This is a genomic window from Lentzea sp. DG1S-22, assembly GCF_036321065.1.
Lineage (GTDB): Bacteria > Actinomycetota > Actinomycetes > Mycobacteriales > Pseudonocardiaceae > Lentzea > Lentzea jiangxiensis.
In genome coordinates this window covers 7,791,163-7,803,711 of the sequence record NZ_CP143276.1, presented here as the reverse complement: position 1 = coordinate 7,803,711, position 12,549 = coordinate 7,791,163, and the positions used below count along the sequence as shown (strand labels likewise).

General features: G+C 70.1%; 10 protein-coding genes, 2 pseudogenes and 2 riboswitches. Of the genes and pseudogenes, 1 reads left to right on the top strand and 11 read right to left on the bottom strand.

The window, feature by feature from the left end:
* Nucleotides 1-16: 16 nt before the first annotated feature.
* The 3 genes and pseudogenes from V1227_RS37120 to V1227_RS37110 form a co-directional block, all read right to left on the bottom strand.
* On the bottom strand, nt 17-2,065 hold the full coding sequence (locus tag V1227_RS37120; RefSeq protein WP_329789792.1) for a S9 family peptidase: 2,049 nt from the start codon (nt 2,063-2,065) through the stop codon (nt 17-19).
* A gap of 129 nt (nt 2,066-2,194) precedes the next feature.
* Nucleotides 2,195-2,968, bottom strand: a complete 774-nt coding sequence (locus V1227_RS37115) for a DUF1295 domain-containing protein (RefSeq protein WP_329789791.1) — start codon at nt 2,966-2,968, stop codon at nt 2,195-2,197.
* Nucleotides 2,965-4,187, bottom strand: a pseudogene (locus V1227_RS37110) (class I SAM-dependent methyltransferase). The gene V1227_RS37115 and the pseudogene V1227_RS37110 overlap by 4 nt, the downstream one beginning before the upstream one ends.
* Nucleotides 4,188-4,347: 160 nt before the next feature.
* On the opposite strand from V1227_RS37110, the gene V1227_RS37105 reads away from it, so the two are divergent.
* On the top strand, nt 4,348-5,019 hold the full coding sequence (locus V1227_RS37105; protein ID WP_090096057.1) for a COG4315 family predicted lipoprotein: 672 nt from the start codon (nt 4,348-4,350) through the stop codon (nt 5,017-5,019).
* Nucleotides 5,020-5,548: 529 nt separating this feature from the next.
* On the opposite strand, the gene glyA is transcribed toward V1227_RS37105, so the two are convergent.
* The 8 genes and pseudogenes from glyA to V1227_RS37065 form a co-directional block, all read right to left on the bottom strand.
* Nucleotides 5,549-6,814 carry a serine hydroxymethyltransferase gene (gene glyA, locus V1227_RS37100; protein WP_236218178.1) on the bottom strand — a complete coding sequence of 422 codons (1,266 nt, stop codon included), beginning with the start codon at nt 6,812-6,814 and terminating at the stop codon, nt 5,549-5,551.
* A gap of 13 nt (nt 6,815-6,827) precedes the next feature.
* A complete protein-coding gene (gene gcvT, locus V1227_RS37095) occupies nt 6,828-7,922 on the bottom strand; it encodes a glycine cleavage system aminomethyltransferase GcvT (protein WP_329789790.1) in 1,095 nt (364 codons plus the stop codon).
* A gap of 99 nt (nt 7,923-8,021) precedes the next feature.
* A riboswitch (glycine riboswitch) is annotated at nt 8,022-8,109 on the bottom strand.
* A 1-nt stretch (nt 8,110) separates the two neighbouring features.
* A riboswitch (glycine riboswitch) is annotated at nt 8,111-8,216 on the bottom strand.
* A gap of 45 nt (nt 8,217-8,261) precedes the next feature.
* Nucleotides 8,262-8,564: a DUF3817 domain-containing protein gene (locus V1227_RS37090; RefSeq protein WP_090095721.1), complete on the bottom strand. Its 303-nt coding sequence runs from the start codon at nt 8,562-8,564 to the stop codon at nt 8,262-8,264.
* A gap of 14 nt (nt 8,565-8,578) precedes the next feature.
* A complete protein-coding gene (locus V1227_RS37085) occupies nt 8,579-8,962 on the bottom strand; it encodes a hypothetical protein (protein WP_329789789.1) in 384 nt (127 codons plus the stop codon).
* An 89-nt stretch (nt 8,963-9,051) separates the two neighbouring features.
* Nucleotides 9,052-9,545 (bottom strand): annotated as a pseudogene (locus tag V1227_RS37080) (helix-turn-helix transcriptional regulator).
* A gap of 164 nt (nt 9,546-9,709) precedes the next feature.
* Nucleotides 9,710-9,907: a hypothetical protein gene (locus tag V1227_RS37075; RefSeq protein ID WP_236218184.1), complete on the bottom strand. Its 198-nt coding sequence runs from the start codon at nt 9,905-9,907 to the stop codon at nt 9,710-9,712.
* Nucleotides 9,908-10,225: 318 nt separating this feature from the next.
* Complete coding sequence (locus V1227_RS37070) at nt 10,226-11,350, bottom strand: CaiB/BaiF CoA transferase family protein (RefSeq protein ID WP_329789788.1); 1,125 nt, start codon at nt 11,348-11,350, stop codon at nt 10,226-10,228.
* Complete coding sequence (locus V1227_RS37065) at nt 11,347-12,483, bottom strand: acyl-CoA dehydrogenase family protein (RefSeq protein ID WP_329789787.1); 1,137 nt, start codon at nt 12,481-12,483, stop codon at nt 11,347-11,349. Before V1227_RS37065 ends, V1227_RS37070 begins: the two co-directional genes overlap by 4 nt.
* Nucleotides 12,484-12,549 lie beyond the last annotated feature (66 nt).

The window sequence follows — 12,549 nt, the reverse complement described above, 5'->3', positions numbered from 1 at the left end:
CGCCCCTTCCGCTTGCTCAGGCCAGGGACTGCTTGAGGAAGTCGACCTGCAGGAGCAGCAGGTTCTCCGCCACCTGTTCCTGCGGGGTCATGTGCGTGACGCCCGAGAGCGGCAGCACGGTGTGCGGGCGACCGGCGGCCAGCAGCGCGCTGGAGAGGCGCAGCGTGTGGGCCGCCACCACGTTGTCGTCGGCCAGGCCGTGGATGATCATCAGCGGGCGGGAGAGCTTGTCCGCGTCGGCGATGAGCGAGTTGGAGTCGTAGACCTCGGGCTTCTCGTCCGGGTGGCCCAGGTAGCGCTCGGTGTAGTGGGTGTCGTAGAGGCGCCAGTCGGTGACCGGGGCGCCCGCGATGCCCGCGTGGAAGACGTCCGGGCGGCGCAGGACGGCCAGCGCGCTCAGGTAGCCGCCGTAGGACCAGCCCCGGATCGCCACACGGGTGAGGTCGAGGTCGGGTTCGACCTCCGCGGCCGCGTGCAGCGCGTCCACCTGGTCGTCGAGCGTGACGCCGGCGAAGTCGAACGCGATCTCGCGCTCCCAGGCGAGGCCACGCCCCGGCGTGCCGCGGCCGTCCGCGACGATGACCGCGAACCCCTGGTCCGCCAGCCACTGCGAGGCCAGGAAGGCGTTCTGCGACGACAGCACGCGCTGCGCGTGCGGGCCGCCGTACGGGTCCATCAGCACCGGCAGCTTCGTGCCCGGCACGTGGCCGGACGGCAGCAGCAGCGCTGCCCTGATCCCGCGTTCGCCCAGCGTCAGCATCCGCGGGGACGCCTTGATCACCGGCGTGTCCGCCCACGACTCGATCTCGTGGTCGCCCACCCGGACGCGCGCGCCGAAACTGTCCAAAGTGGCCGAAACAAGCACAACCGTGTCCCCGCCGCGGATGGCGGAGTGCACACCGTCCTCAGTGGACATCTTCTCGACTGTCTCGCCGACCGAGTAGACGTGCACCTGCGTCGGGTCGTCGGCGGACGCGGCGACCAGGACCGAGTCGTCGGCGATGTCGAGCACCCGGCGCACCTGCAGCCCGGAGGTGAGGACCGCGTGGCCGACCTTCAGCGCGTACTCGTCGCCCTCCCCCACGATCCGCACGAGGCGGCCGTCCGGAGTCCAGGCGGGAGCGCCGTCGGTGACCTCGAGCCACACCGGGTCGGTCTCGACAGCGAGCTCGGTGACGGCGCCGGTGTCGGGCGTCAGCGCGTGGATCCGGCGAGTGCGCTGGTCACGGGTCTGCGTCGTGATCAGCGGAGCACCACCGGACGACCAGTGCACGTCGTTGAGGTAGTCGAACTCCAGCAGCACCGGCACGAACGTGCCGTCCAGCGACACCACCTGCAGCGACACGGTGGCGTTGGCCGTGCCCGCCGCCGGGTAGGCGATCTCGGTGGCGGCGGTGCCGGGGTTCGCCGGGTCGGCGATGTACCAGCGCTGCACGGGCGCGTTGTTCACCCGCGCCGCGATGAGGCGCTTGCCTCCCGGTTCCCACCAGTAGCCGCGGTAGCGCGACATCTCCTCGGCCGCGATGAACTCCGCCAGCCCGAACGTCACGTCCTCGCCGTCCGGCACGGCGACGGCGTAGTCCTCGCCCGACGCCAGCTCGACGACCCGCAACGTGCCGCGCGTGACGTAGGCCACGCGCTCCCCGGTCGGGTCGACCCGCGGGTCGATGACGCCACCCTCGGTGGGCAGCTGCCGGACGGCGCCGTTGACCAGGTCGGCCACGAACAGCCGCCCGGACAGCGCGAACGAGGCCACCGAGGCGTCCCGGGACAGCGCGTACCCGACGATGCCCGCGCCGGACTCACGCGTGCGCTCCCGGCGCGCCTTCTCCTCGGCCGGCAGGTCCTCCGGGTCGGTCAGCAGCGCCGCCGGATCGGCGAGCAGCCGCTCGGCGCCGGTGGAGGTGTTGAGCTCCCAGAGCCCGTTCGCACGGCTCGTGGCCGTGGCCGGGCGCAGGAAGAAGACGCGTGCGCCGTCCGCCGACACCGCGAAGGTCCTCGGTGCGCCGACGGTGAACCGCTGGGTGCGCGCCTGTTGGCGCGGGAAGGAGATGTCGTTGCCCACGACCCACCCTAACCCGCACACGCCGTCGGCACGGGCGCTGTGACGTGCGCTGCCTGGCGCGATCCAGGTCCCCCGAGGGGTTGCGGCACACGGCCGCAGGCGCTCGCACCCGTCACCAGGCCCGTCCGGCTACCCCGCCCGGCTCTTCTTCGGGAGCAGCGGAACGAAGCCGCTGGTACGCCGGACGTACTCGGCATAACCAGGACGGCGGGACACGATGTCCTTCTCCAGCAACGGTTTGCCGCTGCCCTTCGCGAGCAGCCACGTCATGACCACCGGACCGATGATCGTGAGCGTGGCGACACACGAGTGCAACGCGAACAGGTACAGGCCCCACCACACCACGGAGTCGCCGAAGTAGTTCGGATGCCTTGTGTAGCGCCACAAACCGCGGTCCATCACGGCATCTTCGTTCGCCGGGTCCGCGCGGAACCGGGAGAGCTGCCAGTCACCCACGGCCTCGAAGACGAAGCCGACCAACCACACGCCAGTGCCCACCCAATCTAGCACCCCGAAAGGGGCCGAAAGGTGCTGCGCGGCCTGGACGGGCAGCGACACGATCCACATGAGCACGGCCTGCAAGAGGTAGACCCGGTACATCTTCAGGCGCGGATTTCCCTTGGCGCGCCTCAGGATGTCCTGGTAGCGCGGGTCCTCGCCCTTCCCGCGGTTCCGCGAGTGGATGTGCGCTCCCAGGCGCAGACCCCACACCGCGGTGAGCGCGGTGACGATCCACTGCCGAGTCGGTTCGCCCTGCGCGAACACCAGCGTCAGCACCGCGATCACGGCGAAGCCGGGACCCCACACGGAGTCGATCAGGTCGTAGCGCTTGCGCGAGTCCGCGTAGAAGAACAGGGCGCTCAGCAGCAGGACGACCGCTACGAACGTGATCAGGAAGCTCATCGGGCGACCAGCTCGCGGCGGACGCGAGGCATGCCGCTGCGTCCGCTCTCGCTCCGGCGCACCGCGAGGACCTGGTCGACGCCCATCCGTCCCTCCTCGAACGTCAGCGCGCCGCCCGCCAGGTACGACCGCCAGACCCGCGCCTGCCCCTCACCGACCAGCGCGACAACCTCGTCCCACCGCTCATCGAGCGTCTCCGCCCACGCGCGCACCGTCCACACGTAATGCTCGCGCAGCGCGTGCACGTCGCGGATCTCCAGGCCGGCGCCTTCGAGGAAGCCGGTTGTCTGGCTGACGGGCCGCATGTGCATGTCCGGTGCGACGTACGACTCGATGAACGCACCGCCACCCGGCGCGTTCCGGCCGCGCGACATCTGCTGCAGCAGCAGGCGACCCTCCGGCTTCAGCAGCCGGTGCACCGTCGCGGCGTACTCGGGGTAGTTGCGCTCGCCGACGTGCTCCCCCATCTCGATCGTGGAGATCGCGTCGAACGGCTCGTCGCGCACCTACCGGTAGTCCTGCAGCCGCACCTCGACGCGGTCCCGCAGCCCCTCGGCCTCGATCCGCCCGAGGACGTGCGCGCGCTGCTGGGCGGCGATCGTCACACCCGTCGCGTGCACGCCGTAGTGCTTCGCCGCGTGGATGATCATCGAACCCCACCCGCACCCGACGTCGAGCAGGCGCATGCCCGGCCGCAGGCCGAGCTTGCGGCACACGAGGTCGAGCTTGTTGTGCTGCGCCTGCTCGAGCGACTCGTCCTCGGACGTGAAGTACCCGCACGAGCAGGCCATGCTCGGGTCGAGCACGAGCTGGTAGAACGCGTTGCCCAGGTCGTAGTGGTGCGAGATCGCGTCCCGGTCGCGGCTCTTGGTGTGCAGCGCACCCCGCAGCCGCGCCTCCTCCTGCGCGTCGGGGTTCGGCCCGAGCACCTTCAGCCGCACCGCGAGCCGCACGACCTCTGAGATCCGCGGCCGCCGGGTCACACCCCGGCGCACGAGCCCCCAGATCTGCGAGAGCCCGGTCGCGAGATCCCCTCGACGTCGAGCTCCCCGCTCACGTACGCGCGAGCGAGCCCGAGCTCGTTCGGACTCCACACGAGCCTCCGCAACGCGTCCCGCGACCGGATCACGAGCACCGTGCCGTCCCGCGGCCCGGCCACGCTCCCGTCCCGGGCGCGAATTCCGATCGGCAACGGCGCACCCAGCACCCGTTCGGCCATTCCCGCCAGCTGACCAGCGACGACCACCCTGCACCTCCTGCACGACCCGGCTCCGCCAGGCGTTCGGGAGACGAGGAGGTTCGGTTCGTTTCTGAACCGAGACGCAACCCCGCCCGTATGGCCTCGATAGAGCGAACGGATGGACAAGGAGGACATGAGTGTGATCCGACGTAACCGCATTGCCATCGGGCTCGCCGCGGGACTGGCAGTTGTGCTGGGTCTGGGTGTCTGGAGCGCCACGGGCAGTGGCTCGAACAACTCCAAGCCGGTGGCACAGACCGAAACCGACCTGGGCGTCCTCGGTGACTACGGCGACGTGGGTCAGCCCCCGGTACTCCAGGAGCCCGCTGCGGCGCCCGAGACCCCTGTCCAGCAGCAGGCCCCGGAAACCCCGGCCGCACAGCCCGCGGCGCAGCCCCCTGCAGCCGCCCCGGTCAGCTCGCTGAAGCTGGTCGGCAAGCCCGTCGACAAGATGGGCCTCGTGGTCCAGGACGGCGACGGCCGCACGATGTACCGCTTCGACAAGGACACCCCGAAGCCGGAAGGCAAGTCCAACTGCAACAACCAGTGCGCGGTGACCTGGCCGCCGCTCCTCTCGGACACGGTTCCCCAGGTCGAGGGCATCGACCCGAAGCTCGTCTCGCTGATCACCCGCGCCGACGGCAAGAAGCAGGTCGCGATCGACGGCTGGGCGCTCTACGCCTACTCCCAGGACCCGAAGCCGGGCGCCTGGAAGGGTCAGGGCGTCGGCGGAACCTGGTTCGTGATCCAGCCCGACGGCAAGCGCAACGTGGAGTGCCTGCCCCCCGGCGTCACGGCCCCCGCCGCGTAACCCACACACTCCCGTTAGGACGGTCCATCTGAGACACACAACACCCTGACACGGTGACACCCCGGCCCTGGGGAAGGGGCCGGGGTTCCCGTCGTTCTCGCTCCGGGTCGCGAAGGGCGTCGCCACAGAGGCGGCGCCCTTCGTCGTACACCGCGGGGGCGCAGGGGAAGCAGTCGCCACGCGAGGCCGACGGCGAGCAGTGGCGATGGCGAAGCCGAGCCAGCCAAGAAGCGCCTCGCAACCGCAAGCACCTGCTCAACAGCAAGCCGATCCCGCCACCGGCAACCCGAGCACCCCCGGAACAGGCGGCAATCGAAACCGGCACAGGCGCAGCCACCCGCACCCACCTGCGGACAACCACCAGGCAGCCGCCAACCGCACAGGGGGACGCCCCACAACCCACGCGCACGCCGAAGGCGGCCAACAAACCCACGCCAACCCCAGAGCCGCAGGCGACCGCAAGGGTCCCCCCAAAAGAAGGACCCCCTGAGCCCAAAGGCTACTCAGGGGGTCCGACAAGACCAGGAAATCAGAGCGACGAGTACAGCGGGTGCTTGGCCGCCAGGACCTCGACCCGGGCCCGCAGCTCCTCCACAGCCGCCCCGGGCTTCAAGGCCTCGGCGATCACATCGGCCACCTCGGCGAAGTCCACCTCACCGAACCCGCGGGTGGCCAGCGCCGGCGTTCCGATCCGCAGGCCGGACGTCACCATCGGCGGACGCGGGTCGTTCGGGACGGCGTTGCGGTTCACCGTGATGCCGATCCGGTGCAGCACGTCCTCGGCCTGCTTGCCGTCCAACTCGGACGAGACCAGGTCGACGAGGACCAGGTGGACGTCGGTCCCCCCGGTGAGCACCTTCACGCCGGCGGCCGCGACGTCGGCCTGCGACAGCCGGTCGGCCAGGATCCGGGCGCCCTCGAGCGTGCGGCGCTGCCGGTCGGCGAACTCCGGCGAGGCGGCGTGCTTGAACGCCACGGCCTTGGCCGCGATCACGTGTTCCAGCGGACCGCCCTGCTGGCCGGGGAACACCGCCGAGTTGATCTTCTTGGCGATGTCGGCGTCGTTCGACAGGATCACGCCGCCGCGGGGGCCGCCGAGGGTCTTGTGCGTGGTCGTCGTGGTCACGTGCGCGTGCGGCACGGGCGACGGGTGCAGGCCCGCGGCCACGAGGCCCGCGAAGTGCGCCATGTCGACCATCAGGTACGCCTCGACCGAGTCCGCGATGCGGCGGAACTCGGCGAAGTCCAGCTGGCGCGGGTAGGCGGACCAGCCGGCCACGATCAGCTTCGGGCGGTGCTCGGTCGCGAGGCGCTCGACCTCGGCCATGTCGACGCGGCCGTCTTCGTCGGAGACGTGGTACGGCACGACGTTGTAGAGCTTGCCGGAGAAGTTGATGCGCATGCCGTGCGTCAGGTGGCCGCCGTGCGCGAGGTCCAGGCCGAGGATCGTGTCGCCGGGCTGCAGGAGCGCGAACATGGCGGCCGCGTTGGCCTGGGCGCCCGAGTGCGGCTGGACGTTCGCGAAGCCGGCGCCGAAGAGCGACTTGATGCGCTCGATGGCGAGGCGCTCGACGACGTCGACGTGCTCGCAGCCGCCGTAGTAGCGGCGGCCGGGGTAGCCCTCGGCGTACTTGTTGGTGAGCACGGAGCCCTGGGCCTGCAGCACGGAGACCGGGGTGAAGTTCTCCGAGGCGATCATCTCGAGGGTGCCCTGCTGGCGCGCCAGCTCGGCCGCGACGGCCTCGGCAACCTCGGGGTCGTACTCCGCGAGGGAGGCGTTGAACTGGTCGGACATCTGGAGGATCTCCCTACTTGGCGCGCTTGTAGAACGGAAGTGCGACGACCTCGACCGGCTGCTTCTTGCCGCGGACGTCCACCAGCAGTGAGGTGCCCGGCTCGGAGCTCGCACGGGTCACGTAGGCCATCGCGACCGAGTAGCCGAGGGTCGGGGACAGGGCGCCCGAGGTGACCTCGCCGACGACCTCGTCGCCGTTCAGCACCGCGTAGCCGTGGCGCGGGGCGCGCCGCTCGGGGGTCTTCAGTCCGACCAGGACCGAGTCCACACCGGACTCCGCCACCTTCGCGAGGGCGTCGCGGCCCACGAAGTCACCCGGCTTGTCGAGCTTCACGACGCGGCCGAGGTTCGCGTTGTAGGGCGTCAGCGACGTGGTGAGCTCGTTGCCGTACAACGGCATCCCGGCTTCGAGGCGCAGCGTGTCGCGGCAGCCGAGTCCGCACGGCTTGAGCTCGTGCGGCTGGCCCGCCTCCAGCAGCGCGGCCCACACGGCCGAGGCGTCGGCCGGGGCGACGAACAGCTCGAAGCCCTCCTCGCCGGTGTAGCCGGTGCGCGCGAGCAGCGCCGGGACGCCCGCGACGGTCGACGGGTACGAGGCGTAGTACTTCACCGTCGAGAGGTCGGTGTCGGTCAGGCCGGCGAGGATCTCGACGGACTTCGGGCCCTGGACCGCGATCAGCGCGTAGTCGGTCGACCTGTCCGCGACGGCGGTGTCGAACCCGGCGGCGCGCTCCACCAGCGCGTCGGCCACGACCGCGGCGTTGGAGGCGTTCGCGACGACCATGAACTCCTCGTCGCCCAAGCGGTACACGATCAGGTCGTCGATCACGCCGCCATCGGCCTGGGTGATCATCGTGTAGCGCGCCTTGCCGACGGCCAGCGCGGAGATGTGGCCGACGAGCGCGTAGTCGAGCGCCTCGCCCGCCTGCGGTCCGGTCAGGACGATCTCACCCATGTGCGTGAGGTCGAACAGGCCCGCCGAGGTGCGCACCGCGTGGTGCTCGGCGAGCTCGGACGAGTAGCGCAGCGGCATCCGCCAGCCCGCGAAGTCGGTGAACATCGCGCCGAGCTGCTCGTGCTCGGCGTTCAGAGGCGTGAGGCGGGACATCAGAACGCTCCTTGAGGGTGCGCCGAAGAGCCGGAGCAGGCCGGCTGAGGCAACAGAAGAATGACACGGTCCATCAGAGACTCCTCGTCTGAGAGAGCCTCCCCCTCTGTCATGAGCCTGAGAGCTTCACCACCGGAGTGGCTTGCACCGTGGGCGAGGCTGCTGACGAGCCTGCTTTCCAGAGTTGCCTTCGTCGCGCGGTACGGGGACCTGAGAGATTCCGGGGAGGAGTTGCTCCTTCGGCGCTCCCCACGCCGGAAACCGGCAGCGGTGGAGCTCTCCCGCGCGACATCGACGGCCGTGTTCAGTTGGTTGCCCCAGACGCTAGCAGGCCGAACGTCACAGCGGCACGCCCTGCGCCGTCTTCTCGACCACCTTGCGCTCCGCCCAGAACGACAGGAACGGGATCGTGCCGGCGATCAGCACGAGCGCCGTGCCCTTGATCGACCAGCGCAGCTTCAGCGCCAGGTCTACGGAAAGCACCAGGTAGATGGCGTAGAGGAAGCCGTGGACCGGGCCGACGACCTTCATCGCGCCGTCCATGTCCGCGGCGTACTTGAGCACCATCGCCACGACCAGGAGCAGCAGGAAGACACCGACCACGTAAGCCATGACCCTGAACCGGGTCAACGCACCCTTCATCTGCCCGCCTTCGCTCAACGACCGTCCCGCGCGTTGAGGTTCGCGAGCATGCGGTTGTAGGCCGCGAGCTCCGCGTCTTCTTCGTCGTCGAAGTGCTCGACGGGCGCGGGTTTGACGGCGTCAACGGTAGTCACCGGCTCGGCGGCGGCCGCAACCGGCTCCGGTGCGGAGAGAGCCTCGTCACGGCGCTGGCGTGCCAGGCGGCGGAAACGCCACACCATGAAGAGGGGGAAGAGGCCGAAGAGCGGCCACTGGAGCACGTACCCGAGGTTCTGGAACGTGCCGCTGGAGGACTCGAAGCGCTGCCACTGCCAGTACGCGAGCCCGCAGCAGACGATCAGCGCCGCCAGACAGGCGAGCGCGATCAGCACACGCTGGGGAGTAAGGAGGCCGCGCACGACCTCCACACTACTGGGGTGAGGCCTCCTGACAGGAGGCCACCCGTGGGGATGGGTACAGGGCTGCCGCCTCCGGCAGCCCGTTCCTCTTATGCCACGCCGTCCCGGCGCTGCCTCTGCAGACGTGCGACGCACCAGGCCGCGGCGGAGCCACGGCGAAGGTGCTGGAGAACCGTCATCGGTCCCAGGCGCCTCCCGAGGTCGGCGGGCGTGAGGCCGGCCGCGCGGTAGTCGAGCGCGCGCTGGTCCAGCGGGCTGATGCCCGCGTCCCACCACTGCTCGGCCTCGGCGACGTCGCCCACCAGCTGCCAGTAGCTCGCCGCGGCGGCGAGCAACGCCTCGGGTGCCTCCGGCGCCCGCTTGCGCATCGCGGCCACGTAGGCCGGATCCGCCGAGTCGACCTTGACCAAGCCACGCGGCCCGCTCCGTGCGGCACCCCGCTGCACGGGGATGCCCGGCGCCGAGGGGGAGCCTCAGCGAGCCACGCGTTCTTGATCCGGTTCACCTCCTGCATCTCTGCGTCATCAGACCGTTCAGCCGCCCACTGCTTCAAGAGCTCGTGGACCCCGGAGTCCTCGACCATCCATGCCTCCTCGTCGGTCGGGGATCGGCCATTGCAGCGGAAGGTATTCGGTAGGTCTGACAATCGCCAGACCCTGAATCCTCAGAACACCCGTTACCAGTGCGTGATTGGCCGCATTCCACCCGTCCGGCTCAACGCGAACGGTCGAGGATCACGGTGCGTCACTAGGCGATGGGGGTCGCCGTGCCGAAGAGGCTCCTGACGAAGGTGATGATCGACTCCGCGCCCTCCCGCAGCCAGCCGAGAGCCGTCTGGACCGCCGAAGCGGACTCTTCGGGCCGGGTGATCAGGAGGAACAGCACCAGCGCGACGCCCGCCAGCACTAGCACCTTCTTGAGGTTCACAGGTACCTCTCCGTCCATGTCGCTCACCGGTCAGGCGGCGGACCGCCCGTGTCACCCGACATGGTCCACCATTCACCCTTGCGATGAACAACGACCACGCCCAACCACAGCGGCGATCGACCAGGGGCGCACGCCTGCGGGGCGCCCAATGTCACCCGAATGGCGGCTAAAGCGGGGCGTCAGCAGCGCCGATGTCCTGGGCACGAGGTGAACACGGACTCCCTCGCATCCCACAGCTTGGACAGAACCTGGTGCACCGGGCCTCACCCGGATGCCGAACCGCCGCCTTCACGCTCCGTCACGCCCTCGTGGCGCAATTAATGCGCGCCCGGCCATTCATCCAATTACTCCAGACCGCCGCAGTTCCATAATTCGGTCGGCGGACACACCCATGTCGGCAAGCACTTCCCCGGTGTTCACCCCCGCGGACACCGGAGGGGTCGGAACGGCCGTCGGCGTGCGGTCGAAGCGGGGCGCCGGAGCCGGGTGCAGCGCGCCACCGACGTCCACGAAAGTGGAACGTTCCGCGTTGTACGGGTGACGTGCCGCCTCGTCCGGGGTCAGCACGGGCGCCAGGCAGGCGTCGGTGTCCTCCGCGAGGCCCGCCCACTCGTCGCGCGACCGGGTCTTCACCGCCGCGGTGATGCGTTCCCGCAGCTCAGGCCAGTTCGCGGGGTCGTTGCGCGAGGGTGCGTCCTCCAGCCCCAGCACGCGCACGAGGTCGGCGTAGAACTTCTCCTCCAGCGCGCCCACGGCCACGTACCCGCCGTCCGCGGCCTCGTAGACGTCGTAGAACGGCACTCCACCGTCGAGCATGTTCTCGCCGCGCCCGCCCGGCCACATGCCCGCGGACCGCATCCCGTGCAGGAACGTCGTCAGCAGCGCCGCCCCGTCGACCATGGCCGCGTCGACGACCTGACCGCGCCCGGAGCGTTCCCTCTCATACAGCGCGGCGAGCACGCCGAGGGCCAGCAGCAGCCCTCCCCCGCCGAAGTCGCCGAGCAGGTTGATCGGGAACGACGGCGGCCCGCCGGCCCGGCCCAGAGGCTCCAGCGCGCCCGCGACGGCGATGTAGTTGATGTCGTGGCCGGCGCGGTCTGCGAGGGGCCCGTCCTGACCCCACCCGGTCATGCGCCCGTAGATGAGGCGCGGGTTGCGGGCGAGGCACTGGGCCGGGCCGATGCCCAGGCGCTCGGTGACACCCGGCCGGAAGCCCTCCACCAGCACGTCCGAGCGTTCGACCAGCCGCAGCACCAGATCGGCGCCCTCGGGGGTGCGGGTGTCGATCGCGACGGAGCGCCGGTTGCGGCCCAGGAAGTCGCCGGGAACCGTCGACCGGCTCCCCGGCTTGCAGACCTGCACCACGTCCGCGCCCAGGTCGGCGAGCACCATGCACGCGAACGGCGCGGGCGCGAGGCCCGCGAGCTCGACGACGCGCAACCCCTCCAGAGGCCCGCTCACAGGGACCTCGCGATGATTTCCTTCATGATCTCGTTCGTGCCGCCGTAGATCCGCTGCACGCGGGCATCGGACCAGGCACGTGCGATCGGGTACTCGTTCATGTAGCCGTAGCCGCCGAACAGCTGCACGCACTCGTCGACGACCCTGCTCAGCCGGTCGCTGGCCCACCACTTCGCCATCGCGGCGGTCGGCACGTCCAGTTCGCCGCGCAGGTGCTTCTCGATGCACTCGTCGATGAACGCCCTGGTCACGGACGCCTCGGTCGCGCACTCGGCCAGCTTGAAGCGGGTGTTCTGGAACTTGATCAGCTCCTTGCCGAACGCCTTGCGCTCCTTCACGTACCCGAGCGTGAGGTCGACGGCCGCCTCGATGCCCGCGATGCAGCAGACGCCGATGATGAGGCGTTCCTGCGGCAGCTGCTGCATGAGCTGGACGAACCCGAGGCCCTCCTGGCCGCCGAGGAGGTTGTCCGCCGGCACGCGGACGTCGTCGAAGAACAGTTCGGCGGTGTCCTGCCCCTTCATGCCGACCTTGTCGAGCACGCGGCCGCGCCGGATGTCGTTCTCGACGACGAGCAGCGAGATGCCGGTGGCGCCCTGCGCAGGGTCGGTCTTGGCCACCACGATGACGAGGTCGGCGAGCGCGCCGTTGGTGATGAACGTCTTCGAGCCGTTGATGACGTACTCGTCGCCCTCGCGGATCGCCTTCGTGCGGATGCCCTGGAGGTCGGAGCCCGCGCCGGGCTCGGTCATCGCGATCGCGCCGACGTGCTCACCCGAGGCGAGCTTCGGCAGCCAGCGCCGCTTCTGCTCCTCGGTGCCGTAGGAGTTGAGGTAGTGGGCGACGATGCCGCTGTGCACGCTGTTGCCCCACGAGCTGTCGCCGGCGCGCGCCTGCTCCTCGAGCAGCACGGCCTCGTGGGCGAACGTCCCGCCGCCGCCTCCGTACTCCTCGGGGATGGAGAGGCACAGCAGCCCGAGCTCACCGGCCTTGAGCCACAGCTCGCGGTCGACCTGCTTCTGCTCGGCGAAGCGTTCCGCGTGCGGCGTGACCTCCTTCTCGAAGAACGTGCGCGCGAGCTGGCGCAACTGGTCCAGGTCGCTGTCCATCCACCGCGATCGACGCTCTGCCATGCGGTCCACGAAACCACCGGGCGGTGGTCCACGCCATGACCGGCGCGCCAGGTCGTCACCCGAAAA

What these genes read in the sequence shown, in the direction of transcription:
- gcvT (WP_329789790.1), bottom strand. Translation starts at nt 7,922, where the DNA reads ATGTCCCGCCTCACGCCTCTGAACGCCGAGCACGAGCAGCTCGGCGCG.
- V1227_RS37090 (WP_090095721.1), bottom strand. Translation starts at nt 8,564, where the DNA reads ATGAAGGGTGCGTTGACCCGGTTCAGGGTCATGGCTTACGTGGTCGGT.
- V1227_RS37075 (WP_236218184.1), bottom strand. Translation starts at nt 9,907, where the DNA reads ATGGACGGAGAGGTACCTGTGAACCTCAAGAAGGTGCTAGTGCTGGCG.
- V1227_RS37065 (WP_329789787.1), bottom strand. Translation starts at nt 12,483, where the DNA reads ATGGCAGAGCGTCGATCGCGGTGGATGGACAGCGACCTGGACCAGTTG.
- glyA (WP_236218178.1), bottom strand. Translation starts at nt 6,814, where the DNA reads ATGTCCGACCAGTTCAACGCCTCCCTCGCGGAGTACGACCCCGAGGTT.
- V1227_RS37115 (WP_329789791.1), bottom strand. Translation starts at nt 2,968, where the DNA reads ATGAGCTTCCTGATCACGTTCGTAGCGGTCGTCCTGCTGCTGAGCGCC.